This window comes from Neobacillus novalis NBRC 102450, from assembly GCF_001591805.1.
Lineage (GTDB): Bacteria > Bacillota > Bacilli > Bacillales > Cytobacillaceae > Neobacillus > Neobacillus novalis.
The window spans coordinates 128,269-144,992 of sequence record NZ_BCVP01000010.1; the positions used below are offsets into that span (position 1 = coordinate 128,269).

The window sequence follows — 16,724 nt, forward strand, 5'->3', positions numbered from 1 at the left end:
GACAAGCGCAGGTACGATTCTTCGAAACCCTGCGCTTGTCATTTTTTTTAACTGATATCAGCTATTTTAAGAATCATTTCTTTTTCAATATGACTCGCGCGAATGCCAAATTGCGGCTTCAAAGGTTCTACTTTTTCATCCAATAAAATCTTAATCGCGAGGTAAGGAATATTGATGCCAGAGAGACAACTTACGTGCATTCCCCCGCTCATGCGCGGATTGATTTCCAGCAGCTTCGGCACACCATTGTTATATTTCACCTGGATATTGAAAATATAGGGCAATCGATATTCTTGATGAAACCTGTGTGCCAATTCGATTAGCTCCATGCTTTCAACAAGCTCCCGCACCCTTCCGTCCCCCTTCATCCTTGGAATGGCAGCCAGCAGTTCCTCACTCGAAGCAAGGCAATCAATACTATATTCCCTGCCCTCTAGATACTCCAGAACCATTAGATAGGGAAAGGTTTCCTGCTGAGCTAATATTTCACAAGCATAGCTGTAGGGAATTCGATAACCAACCCCATGATGAAAAAGCTGATTGATTGACTCGATCTCGTCCTTAATCACCCGAAAGCCGTTTGCCCCTTCACCAACCACAGGCTTGAAACAAACGTTATGGCCTTTTTCCTTAAGTTGCGTGTAAGCCTTTTTAAAATCCCTGACCGTATTGACAACAAAGTAGTCAGGAAGGGAAAAGATTTGCGGTCCATTTGATAACACTTGGTACGCGGCTGCTTTATTATCCATCGTCTCCATCAGTTCAGCATCAGGGCAAACCAACACCTTGACACCAAGTGCTTCAAATTCCGCAAGCCGTTTAGAAATTAGCACATTTTCTTTCCGGGGTATGAAAATGTCGATACCGTACGTTTGGCAAAAATCAAGACAAAACGCTATATAGTCATGGCCAGATACATCGGGTTCCACGAATGCGAAATCACAATTTTGTAAATAAAGCGCATCTTTATTCGGATGTGATCCATAGATGATAAATTTCCGCCTATCTTCATTAGCCCGAATCCTATCAATGTAATGCGAAACTGTTGTAAACCAGCGGTTAAACCAAATCTTCATTTTTATCCTCTTTCATGTTGTAGTTCAGACCTTTCCCATTATGCGCCAACTTGAATCATTTTATAATCCAAAATTGGTAGAAAAGTGATATTGTTCAATTAAAAAACCGTTCCTGCATGAGCAGAAACGGTTTTTTAAAAGATATCCCATGGCCTTGTTAACCTATCATTCCAGAAAAAGTCCCTTAAACCATAGTTTTCAGATTATTCAACTTTGATGTAAACTCCATTATCGCCTCAATATCTAACATTGATTGATCGGCGGTAATATTGTCTACTTTTTTGACAACCTGCCGTTCAAAAAAGTTCATTTTTGAAACGAGAAATTCCCCGCCGAACAAGCCCATGGCAACGGAGTTCTTGCGCAATTCTTGCGGAAATGCATGGTTAAATTGCTCAATAGCAAGCTCGCCTCCACGCATACAACAAAGAAAAAGTCCTAATTCTTTCTCCATCAATTCATCATGGTTCTGTTTAATAAACTGTTTTATTCTTCGTTGGATTTGTCCGGCATGAATCGAACCACCAATGATAACGGCATCAAAATTTCTGAGATCAAACATCGTTTTCTCTCGCTTCAAATCTACCGTTAATACCTCCCCTTCAAGGGTCTCGCAAATTAATCCTACCGCTTTTTCTGTAGTCCCATGCGATGAGCAATAAACAATTAATGTTTTCATGTCACTACCCCTCTCCGTTAATTCACAAAAAAACCAACCGTAGTTACTTATGAAAAGGCTAGGATGTGAATATAAGTTAATTCTATTATAAAGCCAATTGTTGCCAAAACGAGTTAAAATATTGGCAATATTATTACAAATTACCCAGGGTGTCAGGCACCAAATGAACTTAACATTATCAACCCCTGAATGTCCCCTTTACAAAATCCCCAATCTCCTTAATTGCCTTTCTCGCTTCTGGTAAAAAATCACCGCTCATTTGCCAAACATGCCACATCCCCTCCCAAACTTTCAGCTTCACCAAAACCCCAGCATTGCGGGCCGCGGCAGCAAGCATTTCAGCATCACTTTGCAGGATTTCGTGGCTGCCAACCTGGATGAACAACGGTGGGAGGCCGGTTAAATCGGCAAACACCGGTGAAATCAACGGGTGATCAAGTGCTTCGTCTCTGGCATACATACGGGCTGTTTTCCTCACACCGTCCAAGTTCAAATACGGATCGACACTTCCGTTTCTTTGGTAACTTTGCCCGCTGCTTGTTAAATCTACCCATGGTGAAAGACAGACAAGCGCTGCCGGAAGCGGTTCATTCTGATCCCTTAACACCAAAGCAGTGGCTATACTCAATCCGCCGCCAGCAGAGTCCCCGGCAAAAATTATTTTGCTGGAATGGTAACCCTGCCCAAGCAGCCAGCGATAAACAAGGACAGCATCTTCAATCGCAGCCGGAAAAGGATGTTCAGGCGCGAGCCGGTAGTCCAGTGCAAGCACCTTTACCCCCGCCGCTTTGCCAATCCCAGCAGCCAGCGTTCGATGTGTTTGGACGGAGCAATAGCCATAGCCGCCGCCATGGAGGTAAAGAATCACCTTGTCATCCAGCGAGTCACGATAGGAAAGCCACTCTGCGTAGATTCCCTCGATTTGAAGCGGCTCAACCAGGCAGTTTTCCGGCATCCTTAATCTTTTTGAAGCAGTATCCAGTTTTTTCCGCCTTTCCGCTATCCCTCTTTTTTCCAAACTCTTACCGCCCACGCTCTTAGCCGTAAGTTTAATTGCTTTTTCTAAAAAATAACCTTTGAAACTCAGCATGACCCCCATCTCCCTTTCAATCTTTGATTCCATTATTTTCATTATACTGAAAAAATCATTTTTACAAATAACTGCCAGTCAAAAATTCTACGTTATTTATTGAAATTTCAAGATACTTGTAAACATTCTGTAACAATTTGTCCATTGCCTATTGTACAATTGAGGTAACCGAAAAACGTAACATGGAGGTTTTTTCGTGAAGCGTCTTACCGATCATCTCATTATTATTTCTTTTGATTGTCTATCAGCCTTAGACTTCCCGATTCTAAAAGACTTACCTCATTTTCAAACCCTATTGAAAAAAGGGGCATACGTCGAAAATGTCGAAACGATTTATCCATCTGTCACCTATCCTTGTCATGCGACGATTGTAACTGGAAATTATCCGAACCGGCACGGGGTCATCAATAACACCTTGCTTCAGCCTGGCAGGCTTTCGCCGGATTGGAATTGGTACCGTGCTTGCATACACGGCACAACATTATATGATGAGGCGAAAAAGTCCAATTTGACAACCGCTGCTTTGTTATGGCCAGTAACCGCCAAGGCGAAGAACATAGACTATAATATGCCGGAGATTTTTGCTAATCGCCCTTGGCAAAATCAGATCCTTGTTTCACTTATGAACGGTACCCCCGGCTACCAATTGGAGCTTAATAACCGCTACGGTCATATCCGCAACGGTTTGAATCAGCCGGAGCTGGATGACTTTGTTTTAGCATCCACTGTCCACACCATTAAAACAAAGAAACCGAATTTATTGCTGGCCCACTTTACCGATTTGGATACCCAGCGCCATTATCATGGTTTTTCAACTGAGGAAGCGATCACCGCAATCCATCGCCACAACGAGCGGCTGGGGAAAATCATGGAAGCCTTGAAGGATAGCGGACTCGAGGAAAACTCAACAGTAGTCGTGTTGGGTGACCATAGTGCCCTCGATGAAAATAAAGCAATCAACCTGAATGTCCTTTTACATAAACAAGAGCTCATTATAACCAACACCAACTCTAAGCTCATTAATTGGAAGGCTTATTGTAAAAGTTGCGATGGCTCTGCATATATTTACATGAAAGACAAACGCGACATCGCGGCATTTAACGAAGTGAAACTTCTGGTAGATTCTTTGCTCCAGGACCCTGATTCGGGAATTGAAAAGGTATTGACCGGTGCCCAAGCAGCAGAAAAAGGAGCAGACGGTACTTGTGCCTTTATGCTCGAGGCCAGGAAGGGTTATTACTTTTTAGAAGACTTTGAAGGGGAGTATCTCAAAACCATTTCGCAGGAGGATGTCACCGCAGATAAAAAGTACACCTTAGCCTGCCATGGATATTCACCTGAGAAAGAAAATTACGGCACGATTTTGATGGCAGCAGGCTGCGGGATTAACCCGATTACGCTGCCCAGTATTCGGCTGATTGATGAAGGACCGACCTTTGCAAGGCTTCTTGGTGTCAGCCTGGGGAATACAGACGGCTGTGTGATTGAAGAACTATTAAAAAAATAAAAAGGGGGAACTAGAATGGGTCGAATGTCAAAGCCAGAAAAGAGCTGGGTGTTTTATGATTGGGCAAACTCTGCCTACTCCATTCTCATTACTACCGCCATCTTTCCATTATACTTTAAAGCAGCGGCCAATGAGGCTGGACTAGCGGGAGCTACTTCCACTGCTTACTGGGGTTATGCTAATTCCTTTGCGACACTGTTGATTTCCCTTTGCGCACCCATTTTGGGGAGCATCGCCGATTTCAAAGGATTTAAGAAGCGATTTTTCAGCTTTTTCTTAGGTCTCGGAGTTGTCTTCACCCTGCTGCTTGCCGTTGTACCTAGCAATCAATGGCTAATTCTTTTAATTTGTTATATGCTCACCGTCATCGGTTTTGGCGGAACCAATATTTTTTATGACGCGTTCCTGGTCGATGTGACGACAGAAGACAGGATGAATCAGATTTCTTCAAAAGGATATGCCTACGGCTATATTGGAAGTACGATTCCCTTTATTATCAGTATTGCACTCATCATTTTGTCACAGAAAAACATCATACCATTACCCGTCCCCGTCGCAAGCCAGGTAGCATTTGCGATTACGGCATTGTGGTGGGGCTTGTTCACCATTCCAATGTTAAAAAATGTTAAGCAGGTTTATTATAAGGAACGGGTGCCAAACCCAATTAGCAATGGTTTTAAACAACTATTTGAAACGTTTAAAAAAATTAAGCTTTACCGGCCATTGTTTCTGTTTCTAATCGCCTATTTCTTTTATATTGACGGGGTTAATACCATCATTACGATGTCAACGGCATACGGATCCGATTTAGGGATTGATTCCAACAATCTGCTGATTATCCTGTTTGCCACCCAAGTTGTAGCGGCACCGTTCGCGATTATCTATGGGAAGCTTGCCGATAAATATAAAGGCAAAACCATGCTTCTAGTGGGGATTTTTGTTTATATCGTGATTTGTTCTTATGCCTATTTCTTAAAAACGACTTTAGATTTTTGGATTCTTGCGATGCTTGTTGCCTCTTCACAAGGGGGAATCCAGGCATTAAGCCGTTCCTATTTCGCCAAACTTGTCCCGAAAGAAAATGTCAACGAGTTCTTTGGTTTCTATAGCATCTTTTACAAATTTGCCGCAATCTTAGGACCATTTTTAGTTGGATTCACTGCACAAATGACCGGTAACACCAATAGCGGCGTCTTCAGCCTAATCGTCCTATTTATCATCGGAGGCATCATTCTCCTGCGCGTACCGGAACCAAACAATATTTCAAAAACAAATTCAATATCACACTAAACCAAAGGAGACCGCACTTCAGAGTTAGGTCTCCCTTAATTTGGAAAAAGGTGCCTGACACCCACTTCCATTTCATTACTTTTTCATTAATTTTTGGATAGTGACTAGAATTTCATCCAAAACCTCGAAATCGCCTTCTTGAATCCGTTCCACCACACAGCTCTTCATATGACCTTCCAGCAAAATTCTCGCGACGCTATTTAATGCCGCTTGAGTGGCGGAAATCTGATTAATCACATCATCACAGTACGTATCTTTTTCGATTAACCCTTTGATGCCGCGAATCTGGCCTTCGATACGGTTAAGTCTTGTTACCAAATTATTTTTCACTTTATCAGAATGATGACTTTTTCGATTGCTGCCGTCATGGCCGCAGCAGGAATCATCCAATATTTCTTCGTTTTCACCTTGATCAAAAGACATTCAACCGCCTCCTTTTTCTCTTATTATATCATACCCCGGTAGGGTAAAACGATACGATATATGGCCTTTTATTCATTCTAAAAAATCCCGCTTAATATCTCTAGAGAATTTTCCAAATCTCTGGTTCTTTACGCTCGCATTTATCGGATGAAATCATTTATAATAATTTCATAACTATTTGAAAGGTGTTGGTTCCATTGGCAAACCAATCTGAAGCGCCGAAAATTTCCGTTAATTCGACTGTTTCTTTAAAGGCAATCGTGAAAGCCATTTTCAACGATACCATTCATGTACAAATTGGCGGAAAGATCATTACACTTCCAACAGCAGAATATCTGCTCGAAAAACCAACCCGATAAATCTTTCTTTATTCAAGAAAGCCTCTCACTTTTAATAAATGAGAGGCTTTCTTGCACTTCACTTCGAAACCAACGAAGGCTATTTTCGTTGCAGCAGCTGTTCAAAAAACGGCAGATTAAAACTTCCATTATTTAATGACAGGAGTTCTTCTTTTTCATGTTCAGCTTGTTTTATATCAGATACTTCTTTATGAAGCCGTTCCATTTTTCGATCTAACTCCGCTGCGATTACAGCTGCGTCTTTTAATTCAGCAATCATCCGGTCCGGCACTTCTTTATTGTACTTATAATATATTTTATGTTCTAAACTGGCCCAAAAATCCATGGCAATCGTCCGGATTTGCACCTCAACATAGGTTAATTCCTCTCGGTCAGACATGAAGATAGGAATTTCCAAAATCAAATGAAGGCTTTGATAGCCATTCGGCTTCGGGTTTTTAATATAATCCTTATAATCAACAACGCGAACATCCTTCTGTCCGGCAATCATCTTACTCAATTCATATATATCCGAGATAAAGGAACAGGTAATCCGAATCCCGGCAATATCCCTGACATTTTCTTTAATCGAAGGTAACGAAAAATCATAGCCCTTCCGATATACCTTTTTAAAAATGCTTTCCGGCGACTTAATCCGCGATTTTACATGTTCTATTGGGTTATAGTCGTGAATATAATTAAACTCATCTTTTAGTATATTTATTTTCGTATTCATTTCGTCTAATGCAAATTTATAGGCCATTATGAACCTTGTTAGTTCCACTTTCAATGCTTTCAATTCTTTCATATCAATCAATTGCTCAATATTCAATCAGCAACGTCCTCTCCATGGTGTTTGCCGGTTACTATGCTGGATCCGATTTGATTGGTCCGTAGTTTCTCCAGAACATCTGGCCGAAATACCTAGCGGCACCCAGCTCGGTTCAAGATTCATGTTAACATTATTTCAATATAATTCACACCCCTTGTATAATGAAATGAAGGTAACCTGAACATTTTTTTCTAAAAAAATGATTGGTAATGAAGGAAATCACGATGTTTTTGCGAATAAATTAATGTATCATTTGTTTGATTATTTCAATGATAGATTTGATTTACATCATTTGAAAGGTGTTGATTACTTTGGCCAATCAATCTGACTCTAAAAAAATCGCTGTTAATTCCACCATTTCATTAAAAGGAATTGTGAAAGCCATTTTCAACGATACCATTCATGTTCAAATTGGCGGAAAAATAATTCCGATTCCTGCTTCTGATTTTCTGATGGAAAAACCAACAGAGTCATAGCCTTTTCTTTCCCCAGAAGTCCATCACAACCGTGGTGGGCTTTTTTATATTTTGTTTACAGTCCATTTCAAGGTCTGTGCTTTTGTCCTGCCCAAATTTAATTGATTTACCAACTATTGAACCATCAAAGGGCGGCATATTTTTATTTCTGCTATCGATCGCTGTCTTTATCTTTTTCTATACCCAACCGAAAGAAAGCGATGTCTCGCAAATGAGATAATCGCTTTTTTCTTTATTTCATTATTTGAACAGCCTTTTGATAACAGTCACAGGTGACGATATGGTCATTTACCATGCCGGTTGCCTGCATAAACGCATAACAAATTGTGGAGCCGACAAATTTAAAACCACGTTTTTTTAGATCCTTACTTAGTTTGTCACTTATTTCTGTCGTGGCCGGAACCTCTTTCATCTCGTTAAAGTGATTTTGGATCGGTTCCCCTCCAACAAATGACCAGATGTACTTTTGGAAAGAGCCAAATTCCTCGACCACCTGCAAATAGGCCCTGGCATTCGTTATCACCGCGTTTATTTTCAGTTTATTTCTGACAATTCCTTCATTATTTAAAAGTTCCTCGATTTTATTTTCATCGTAACGAATGATTTTTTCAGCTTCAAAATGATCAAAGGCTTGGCGGTAATTGTTGCGTTTCTTTAATATTGTATACCAGCTCAGTCCTGCCTGGGCCCCTTCGAGATTTAAATATTCAAATAGTAAGCGATCATCATAGACAGGTACACCCCATTCATTGTCATGGTAATCGATATATAGTGGATCCTGATTGACCCAGCCGCATCTATTCATTTTTTCCATGCCTCCCCTTAAAGTGGTTCATTTCTCTGTCGGGGTTGATTCGTAAATAATGACGCATATCTTTATCCCCTAGATTATTTTTTCTCTTCTATTTTATCGATTGTTTGTTATTAAAACAATATTTTGTATACATAAAGAGGCAGGAGCGAGTTCGATGTGACCGGATTTTCAATAGAAAACCGCTATCAACCTCTCTATGTGATCGGTCGCTCTCTTTTTCCATGCGTTTAATTAACCTAGTATAAAATAAAGACACCCCCAGTCGTAATTCCTTCTAACGACTTTTGGGGGTGTTTTATTTATTCATTATGCCACACGCTCATTCGTGCTGTTCCCAGTACTTGCCGATTTGGTAACAAAACTAACTACAAATGTAACAACTAGGTTAATAATAAGTGCGATAACACCAACATTTAAATCCTTAATAAATTGTGGCAGAGCAGGGAATATTGTACCTACTGTTGATGCGCTGATGGTAATATATGCTACTGTAAACACCCCTACCGCGATTCCGGCGAAAGCACCGGCTTTTGTTACGATGTTCTTTTTAGCTAAGCTGAATACCAATGCTGGGAACAATTGTGTTACAAGACTGTAGCCCATTAATAACAAGGTTACTAGTGTATCCCCACCTTTAAAGGTAAAGTATAGAGCGATGACCGCTACTACAGGTACTAGATTTTTAGCTAATTTAGCTACTTGTTGGTCAGACGCTTTTGGTACAAAAACTTTAAACACGTTTTTCGCAAGTAAAGTAGAAGCTGACATCATAATCATCGAACCTGGAACTATTGCTGTTAATAAGCCAGCAGCCCCAATTAAACCGACTACCCATGGATTAAATGTCTGCATCGAGAGCCTTAATAAGGCAAGGTCACCGGCTGGCCCTTCCAAACCTTTTACCTGGAGGATGGCCGCAAATCCTACAAAAAATACAAACAATAAGACTAGTTGGTATAGTGGCATGATGATCGCATTTTTCCGGAAAACCTTTGAACTTTGTGCAGAATAAATGGATCCGAAAGTGTGCGGCCACATATAGAAACCAAGTGCGGTTAATAGAACTGTGGAAATAAACCATGAAACACTTAAACCAGTGTCAGGCAGGGCAAGGAAACCTGGTTTTGCTGCCTCGATTGCTTCAAACATTGGTTGGAAGCCTCCATAATAATGAATAGGCAAATAAATTCCTAAGAATAACACAACACCAAGAATCATGATATCTTTTATTACAGCTGTCCATGCCGAACCATGGATCCCGGAAATCATGACATAAACAGTTACCGAAATAACACCGATCCAAATAGCTGCAGTTGATGAAATGGAGCCAGCTGATGCTTCTGAAACAATAATTCCTAAGCCTTTTAATTGCAGGACAAGATAAGGGATAAGAGCTACTACACCTACAATCGATACAAAAACACCGAGAAAAGGACTTTTATATTTGCTAACGAAGAAATCTGATTGAGACATTAACTTGTTATCTTTGGCATATTTCCAAATGGCAGGAAGTAACCAATACGACATGATATAAGCTAAACAACCGTAACCTAAGATATAATAAGTTGGACCGCCTTTACCGTACGCCCAGCCGCTTCCACCTAAGAAAGTAAAGGTTGTATAAATTTCACCTGCCATTAATAAGAACACAAAGATCGTTCCAAAACCTCGTCCACCTACTGACCATTGCTCAAGGCTCATGTCCTTGCCCTTTTGTGCCTGTACACCAAGGAAGATGGAAAAGGCTAAAAATCCGAAAATAATGATTAATGCTATATTCATTAGATTTCCTCCTCCTTATTTGCAGGATCAAGCTTATAAACCATTGCCATAATGGCGGAAGTAAGAATAACCCACAAGACGATATAAAAGAGAATAAAAGGCATCCCGAACACGTATGGAGTGACTTTATTAGCAAAAGCTATCCCGCCAAGCAAGCCAATAAATGGAATAAGTGCAAGCAGATGTTGAATTTTCATAAAAATAACCCCCAATTGTAATTGCTAGTTTTGCACTTTTATTAAATAGAACCTTTGCTTATTCTCTATTATTCATACAAAGGTTCCGTTAATAACTTAAGCTAAAAACTTAAACGTGGCATGCAGGAATGTTTTGACACCAATTTCTAGTGCATCCTCATCAACGGTGAAACGTTCGTGATGATGCGGATAAGTAATACCCAGCTCCTCATTACCCGCTCCAACATAGAAGTAGCAGCCTGGAGCCTTTTCCATGAATGCTGAGAAATCCTCACCGCCCATATTAGGTCTCATCAAATCAAGCGTCTTTTCATCAAATACCTCTCGTACTGTTTCTTCAATCACAGCTGTCACTTCGTTATCATTGATGACTGGACGATAGCCGAATTCATATTTGAAATCGTAATCAGCTTCATGTGCTTCAGTAATTCCCTTGACGATCCGCTCCATTTTAACTGGGATGGATTCACGCAGCTTTGCATCAAAGCTGCGAACTGTCCCCCAAAGTTTCACAGAACCTGGGATAACATTGTGAGTGGTGCCAGCAATAAATTGGGTCACGGAAATAACTAAATTATCTAGTGGATCCGTATTTCTTGCCACGATATGCTGAAGATTGGTTACAACCTGCGCAGCAATGGCGATGGAATCGACGGTTTGGTGTGGAAGTGCTGCATGTCCGCCTTTTCCATTAACAGTAATCCAGAAAGTGTCCGGCGATGCCATCATGGGGCCGTAAACGACGCCAACCTTTCCTTTTTCGAGTGGTGACCACAAGTGTGCACCGATCACAAGGTCAACCCCATTCATTACTCCTGCTTCGACCATTTCCTCAGCACCGCCAGGGAAGAGCTCTTCTGCATGCTGGAACAAGAAACGAACTTCCCCTTTAATATGCTCCTTCATGCCTGAGAGAATTTTTGCTGTTCCGAGCAGCATCGCTGTATGACCATCATGGCCACATGCATGCATGACCCCAGGGTTTTGCGAAGCAAATTCGAATGTGTTCTCTTCTTGGATTGGGAGAGCATCCATATCGGCACGAATAGCGAGGGTTTTACCTGGCACCGGGCCAATCAAACGTGCCATTACACTTGTTTTTGTCGGACGAGAAATCTCTAAATTTCCAAAGGATTGTAATGTATCATAAATAAATTGAGCTGTCTTTTCTTCATGGAAAGATAGTTCAGGATTTTGATGCAAATGCCTCCTCCAGCTAATAACCTGTTCTCTAACTTCCTCTGCTAATCGATTAAGATTTACTGTTTCGCTGACACTCATGTTTGTCATCTCCTAGTTTGTTGTCTTTTAGTTTTTAAATTTATTTTCAATTATAGAACTAATCTGAATATTTTTTATTGTATTTTTCTACAAAATTTTTAACAAACAATTTGTGAAAACACACAAAAAAGCACAACAAATCCCCTTTTCCCTTATCATTACTTATAAAATGCACACACTTTTAGCGAATTTTGTTACAATAGACAAAAGAAATGAAATGATAAGATTTTTCCAAAATCATCAGATAGTGAGGTGCATTATGAATGCAAACACTTAGCCATCGCCAGCTGCAATCATTAATTCACGTCTCCAATGTAATAAACTCATCCCTAGACATAGACACCATTATTGATTCCATTATGGTACAAACAGTCTCGGTCATTGATGCTGCAGGCGGTGGTGTTTTATTCATTTATGACCCAAAACAAGATTTGCTGATCCCAAAGTCTGACAGCAATTTTAAATCTGACATATTAACGGTTCGATTGAAACCAGGTGAGTCTATGACAGGTCTTGCTTTTACTGCCCAAAAATGTTTAATTTTTCATAACAGAACGGAAGTGGAAAAAGCAACGGCAACTCTTTCAGAATCGAATCATAAGCTGATGGATCAATCGATTCCAACACTTCCTTATTCTTCAATTTGCGCCCCAATTCTGTTAAAAGGCGAGTGCATCGGAGTGATTACGCTTGATTCTTTTGATCCATTGCTTCACTTTATTCCGGAGGATATTAATCTATTAACTGCGATTGCCCATCAAGCAGCAGTTGCATTAGAGAAAGCGAACCTTTACCACGAACAAGAACAGACTGTGAGGCAGCTTGAATATTTAAATAATACAATCTCTAAACAAAATGAGATGCTATCCCAATCAGTGGATATCCATAATCGACTAGCCGCACTTGTATTATACGGTGAGGGTCTAGATTCCATTATTAGTTATTTGTACGATACGACCGGCCATACGGTTTTGTTATTTGATGATCTCGGCGAATTGATTTCTCACACCTATAAAAATACCTTGTCAGATGATGAGTTATTAACCATAAGGGATAAAGCCCAGGAGTCGCTAAGAACACCTGGTACAGTCCGTTCATTCCTTGAAATAAACATGAATGAGGAGAATCAGTGTATTACGATCCTTCCAATTGGGGCAAAGGCGTCACTTTTTGGCACACTTATTATCGTTTCCGCTAAAAAAATGCGTGAAATTGATATTGCAGCATTAGAGCATGCCTGTACAGTCATCTCGCTCGAACTAGTAAAAGATCAAGCCATTTTTGACGCACAGGAAAAAATAAATGGCGAACTAATTGAAGGTCTTTTTTCCGGTAAAATGGATGGCACCATTCTGCAAAAAGCCAAACAGATGGATTTCGATCCTTTGGGTGACTATTTAACCGTTATCATTCGGGTAGACGAAATGGACAATACTCATAAAAGGAACAGCATTATCCGCCATCTTGTCCAATTGGCCAATCGGGTATTTTTGAAAAATTCCTTAAATGGAATAGCCGTACGAAATCACGATCAAATCGTTGTACTGCTAACTTATCAACAAAAAGTATCACCCACATACGCACATCATCAGGTGAAGGAGCTTGTAGCAAAATTTCGGCAGGAAATCCACATAAAAAACTGGGGAACAACGGTGTCGATCGGTATCGGCAGAATTCATTCAAGCTTATTAAAGGTAACAAAATCTTTACATGAAGCGGCGAAATGCCTTCAATTCCTTCATAGTTTCGGAAGAAAAAATCAAGTTATCAGCTATAAAGAACTCGGTGTCCAAAGGCTTCTGCTTCAAAATAGCGAGGAGGAACTTATCGATTTTATCAACGAATTTCTAGGACCCCTTTTTGAATATGATCAATCTCGAAAAGGTGAACTCCTCCCTTCGCTTTTTGCTTATCTTGATTACAATCAAAATGCGAAAGAAGCAGCAGAAGCCATCCATATTCATACAAACACATTAATGTACCGTTTAAAAAGGATAGAAGACATTCTTTCCACTGACTTATCGGATAGCCAACAATTTTTAAATATCCACTTAGCAGTAAGCCTTTATCCTTTTTTGAAAGAAAAGCTGACGCAGCACGGGTCATAACGATAAGGCGCCCCTAGATAAAAGGGACGCCTAACTATCTATTTTTCACATGCATCCCCAATATGTACGTTTTTTCCTTTAAACGACAGTAATAATAATACCAAGAATTGTGATCACACATGCTGTTAGTTTTGCGGGCGTAATTCGTTCCTTAAAATAGAACCATGCTAGGAAAACAGCAAATAATGGTGACGTAAACGCTAGTGACACAACAAGTGTTCCATCTGCAAACTTTAATGCCGTAAAAAGACAAATCCATTGGATGATGACTGTCATTCCGCGTAAACTTAAATGTTTATTCAGCCCAGGAAACCACAGCTTTGGCCGGTAAAGCAGATAGGTAATCGCAGCAATACCGCTGGCACGGTAAAAGTAAAGTGTAACTGGATTTACCCATCCATGAACAAGTAACTGCTGCGAAGGCACCATACTCACTCCAAATACAACTGCTGCAGCAATTCCCAGTAAATTCCCTGGCTTTTTTAATTCAAGAAAAGGTGTTAATGGGTTCCGGCCTTTCAAATTTAAGAAATAGACCCCCACCATGATAAACAAAACAGACACGAGAACAAAGGGATGGAACCCATTCAAGAAGGAATTCGGAATGAACGTGAATAAGGGTGTTAAAGCCATGTACACGGAAAGGACGGATACCTCGATTCGTTCCATTGCTTTAAAGAAGAGCAAATTTCCTGCCATATCTAGTAAGACGACCAATAAAAGTAAGGGAATTGAGACCGCGTTCGCTTTAAATAAATAAAGCCACGGCAATGTTAGTCCGAGAAACAAACCTACGAATGCAAAGGATGTGACAATAAAACTATTATTATCTCTCATTTCCCCAACAATTTTCTTTGCATAAAGTGCATTCAGTGCATTAAAAAAAGAACTAATTAGTGACAAAAAAATCATAAGTCCATTCCTCCTTTTCAATTAAAATATTTGATAATTTCGATTTTCTAAATATTTAATAGATTACAACAAAAGAGCGCCGATTAAAAGAAGGAATTTATTATCAACGAAAAAATTTTGTGCTAGCAATAGAAAAAACCGTCCATGTAATGGTACATGGACGGTCGATTACTTATAACTCACCTTTATTAAAAATATCTGTCAGGACAGGAACGATTTGTTTTTTACGTGAAACAACGCCTTTTAATGTGGCGGTATGATTGGTAAGTGTCACATTGTAGGCTTTTTCGACTGCACTTGTTTTGCTTCCTAATGCCAAAGCAACGGAATCGTTGGTTAGAATATCTGTTACGACAAAGAGGAATAAATCCAAGTTCTTCTTCTCGATTTCTTTCGAGATTACTGCTTCCAATTCCTCTTGTAGGGCAAGAACATCATTTGGGTCAACGGCATTGACTTGAGCAATTTCCACCTTGCTCCCGCCCATTTCAAACTCTTTCGCATCAAGCGAAATGAGCTGTTCCACTGTCTTATCACTTAAATCAGCGCCGGATTTCAACATTTCAAGGCCGTAGCTGTCAGCGTCAACACCAGCAATGGCTGCTAATTCGCGCGCTGCTGCCACATCTTCAGCCGTACAGGTAGGTGATTTAAACAACAATGAATCGGAAATAATCGCTGATAACATCAATCCGGCAATTTCCGGTTTAATCTCTTTGCCGTTTTCTTTATACATTTTATTTAAAATGGTCGCCGTGCAGCCAACAGGCTCGCAGCGATAATATAAAGGGTCACTCGTTTCAAAATTAGCAATCCGGTGATGGTCAATGACTTCAAGAATGCGCACATCCGTAATATCATTGGCACTTTGCTGGCGTTCATTGTGGTCCACAAGGATAACAGCGTTCACTTCAGCCGAAACCTGTTCAACCAAGCGCGGAACCTCAGCATTGAATTGTTTCAGTGCATACTCCGTTTCACCATTAATCTGCCCAAGGCGGACCGGTTCAGCGTCCATGCCTAATTGTTTTTTTAAATCTGCATAAGCAATCGCAGAACAAATCGTATCGGTGTCCGGGTTTTTATGACCGAATATAAGTACTTTTTCCATGTTACTACTCCCAATCGTTTGAAATTATGTAGGACAAGCCAAAACAACTGAGATTGGCCCACCTGAAAATTATATATTATTCTGGAGAAGGATTCAAAAAAAAAATTTATAAACTGAATCCATGCTTTTCAGCCGCTGCCCGAAGCCGTTTGATTGCTTGCGAGTGGAGCTGTGAAATACGGGATTTATGAACGTCTAACACTTTGCTTACATCTGTTAAACTTAAATTTTCGTAATAGACTAAGGACAAGACCAGTTTTTCTCTTTCTGGGAGCGAGTCAATCAGGGCTGCCATTTGCTGCTTTCGTTCTTTTGCTTCTATCCATTCCTCTTGTTTTTGAAAATAATGGTCCTCAATCTGGTGATAGCTGGGAGCGTCAATTCCATCGTCAGCCATTGGCTCATCAAGAGAGTCGTGTTTAATCGAAGATAATAGGATGAGTGTCTGCTCATATTCCGCAGCCGACATCCCCAGATATTCCCTCATTTCCTCAACAGAAGGCCTCCTTAGCAGGACTTGCTCTAACGTTTCCAAGGCATCGCGGATTAACTTTTCCTTTTTTCTTAAGGAGCGGGAAGCATGATCCGTTTGCCGTATGCCATCAAGGATTGCGCCGCGGATGCGCTGAACGGCATACGTTTCAAATTTAACGCCTTGATTCGTATCAAATTTAAGGCTGGCATCCCATAATCCCACCATCCCAGACGAAAAAAGTTCACTTTCATCTGCCTGATCCGATAATTTTTTTTTCATCTGAGCGACAACCATTTTAACCAATGGAATATATTTATCAAGCATCTCTTCCAT

At 40.4% G+C, this 16,724-nt stretch carries 17 protein-coding genes; 5 read left to right on the forward strand and 12 right to left on the reverse strand.

What is annotated here, in order from left to right; translation table 11 throughout:
• Nucleotides 1–47: 47 nt before the first annotated feature.
• From BANVL01_RS08535 to BANVL01_RS08545, 3 genes are all read right to left on the reverse strand, one after another.
• Complete coding sequence (locus BANVL01_RS08535) at nucleotides 48–1,076, reverse strand: ATP-grasp domain-containing protein (protein WP_066086309.1); 1,029 nt, start codon at nucleotides 1,074–1,076, stop codon at nucleotides 48–50.
• Between the two features lie 184 nt (nucleotides 1,077–1,260).
• Entirely contained in the window at nucleotides 1,261–1,755 is a 495-nt protein-coding gene (locus BANVL01_RS08540) for a flavodoxin domain-containing protein (protein WP_066086306.1), read from the reverse strand.
• Nucleotides 1,756–1,933: 178 nt separating this feature from the next.
• Entirely contained in the window at nucleotides 1,934–2,887 is a 954-nt protein-coding gene (locus tag BANVL01_RS08545; protein ID WP_082804917.1) for an alpha/beta hydrolase, read from the reverse strand.
• A gap of 154 nt (nucleotides 2,888–3,041) precedes the next feature.
• On the opposite strand from BANVL01_RS08545, the gene BANVL01_RS08550 reads away from it, so the two are divergent.
• Both BANVL01_RS08550 and BANVL01_RS08555 read left to right on the forward strand, forming a co-directional pair.
• Nucleotides 3,042–4,352, forward strand: coding sequence for an alkaline phosphatase family protein (locus tag BANVL01_RS08550; RefSeq protein WP_066086301.1), 1,311 nt, complete (start codon nucleotides 3,042–3,044; stop codon nucleotides 4,350–4,352).
• Nucleotides 4,353–4,367: 15 nt separating this feature from the next.
• The gene (locus BANVL01_RS08555; RefSeq protein ID WP_066086298.1) at nucleotides 4,368–5,642 is read left to right on the forward strand and encodes an MFS transporter; all 1,275 of its coding nucleotides are present in this window, start codon (nucleotides 4,368–4,370) and stop codon (nucleotides 5,640–5,642) included.
• Between the two features lie 75 nt (nucleotides 5,643–5,717).
• On the opposite strand, the gene BANVL01_RS08560 is transcribed toward BANVL01_RS08555, so the two are convergent.
• A complete protein-coding gene (locus tag BANVL01_RS08560) occupies nucleotides 5,718–6,065 on the reverse strand; it encodes a metal-sensitive transcriptional regulator (RefSeq protein ID WP_066086295.1) in 348 nt (115 codons plus the stop codon).
• A gap of 197 nt (nucleotides 6,066–6,262) precedes the next feature.
• Between BANVL01_RS08560 and BANVL01_RS27690 the strand changes: the two genes are divergently transcribed.
• Nucleotides 6,263–6,424 (forward strand): hypothetical protein, encoded by a 162-nt coding sequence (locus tag BANVL01_RS27690; protein WP_169803148.1) that lies wholly within the window; start codon nucleotides 6,263–6,265, stop codon nucleotides 6,422–6,424.
• A gap of 79 nt (nucleotides 6,425–6,503) precedes the next feature.
• Here BANVL01_RS27690 and BANVL01_RS08565 read toward each other — a convergent pair whose 3' ends face one another.
• On the reverse strand, nucleotides 6,504–7,211 hold the full coding sequence (locus BANVL01_RS08565; RefSeq protein WP_066096400.1) for a GTP pyrophosphokinase: 708 nt from the start codon (nucleotides 7,209–7,211) through the stop codon (nucleotides 6,504–6,506).
• Nucleotides 7,212–7,546: 335 nt separating this feature from the next.
• On the opposite strand from BANVL01_RS08565, the gene BANVL01_RS27695 reads away from it, so the two are divergent.
• Complete coding sequence (locus BANVL01_RS27695) at nucleotides 7,547–7,711, forward strand: hypothetical protein (RefSeq protein ID WP_169803149.1); 165 nt, start codon at nucleotides 7,547–7,549, stop codon at nucleotides 7,709–7,711.
• Between the two features lie 232 nt (nucleotides 7,712–7,943).
• Here the strand turns inward: BANVL01_RS27695 and BANVL01_RS08570 are convergent, their stop codons facing one another.
• From BANVL01_RS08570 to BANVL01_RS08585, 4 genes are all read right to left on the reverse strand, one after another.
• Nucleotides 7,944–8,516 carry a DNA-3-methyladenine glycosylase I gene (locus tag BANVL01_RS08570; RefSeq protein WP_066086291.1) on the reverse strand — a complete coding sequence of 191 codons (573 nt, stop codon included), beginning with the start codon at nucleotides 8,514–8,516 and terminating at the stop codon, nucleotides 7,944–7,946.
• Nucleotides 8,517–8,831: 315 nt separating this feature from the next.
• Nucleotides 8,832–10,307, reverse strand: a complete 1,476-nt coding sequence (locus BANVL01_RS08575) for a sodium:solute symporter family protein (protein ID WP_066086290.1) — start codon at nucleotides 10,305–10,307, stop codon at nucleotides 8,832–8,834.
• Nucleotides 10,307–10,504 (reverse strand): DUF3311 domain-containing protein, encoded by a 198-nt coding sequence (locus tag BANVL01_RS08580; RefSeq protein ID WP_066086286.1) that lies wholly within the window; start codon nucleotides 10,502–10,504, stop codon nucleotides 10,307–10,309. Before BANVL01_RS08580 ends, BANVL01_RS08575 begins: the two co-directional genes overlap by 1 nt.
• A gap of 96 nt (nucleotides 10,505–10,600) precedes the next feature.
• Nucleotides 10,601–11,785, reverse strand: coding sequence for a M20 family metallopeptidase (locus tag BANVL01_RS08585; RefSeq protein WP_066086282.1), 1,185 nt, complete (start codon nucleotides 11,783–11,785; stop codon nucleotides 10,601–10,603).
• A 263-nt stretch (nucleotides 11,786–12,048) separates the two neighbouring features.
• Here BANVL01_RS08585 and BANVL01_RS08590 point away from each other — a divergent pair, with 263 nt between their 5' ends.
• The gene (locus BANVL01_RS08590) at nucleotides 12,049–13,893 is read left to right on the forward strand and encodes a helix-turn-helix domain-containing protein (protein ID WP_066086276.1); all 1,845 of its coding nucleotides are present in this window, start codon (nucleotides 12,049–12,051) and stop codon (nucleotides 13,891–13,893) included.
• Between the two features lie 78 nt (nucleotides 13,894–13,971).
• Here the strand turns inward: BANVL01_RS08590 and BANVL01_RS08595 are convergent, their stop codons facing one another.
• The 3 genes from BANVL01_RS08595 to BANVL01_RS08605 all read right to left on the reverse strand — a co-directional run bounded on the left by BANVL01_RS08595 (nucleotide 13,972) and on the right by BANVL01_RS08605 (nucleotide 16,724).
• Nucleotides 13,972–14,805: a DMT family transporter gene (locus BANVL01_RS08595; RefSeq protein ID WP_066086274.1), complete on the reverse strand. Its 834-nt coding sequence runs from the start codon at nucleotides 14,803–14,805 to the stop codon at nucleotides 13,972–13,974.
• Nucleotides 14,806–14,977: 172 nt separating this feature from the next.
• On the reverse strand, nucleotides 14,978–15,916 hold the full coding sequence (locus BANVL01_RS08600; RefSeq protein WP_066086271.1) for a manganese-dependent inorganic pyrophosphatase: 939 nt from the start codon (nucleotides 15,914–15,916) through the stop codon (nucleotides 14,978–14,980).
• A gap of 106 nt (nucleotides 15,917–16,022) precedes the next feature.
• Nucleotides 16,023–16,724 carry a sigma-70 family RNA polymerase sigma factor gene (locus tag BANVL01_RS08605; RefSeq protein WP_066086268.1) on the reverse strand — a complete coding sequence of 234 codons (702 nt, stop codon included), beginning with the start codon at nucleotides 16,722–16,724 and terminating at the stop codon, nucleotides 16,023–16,025.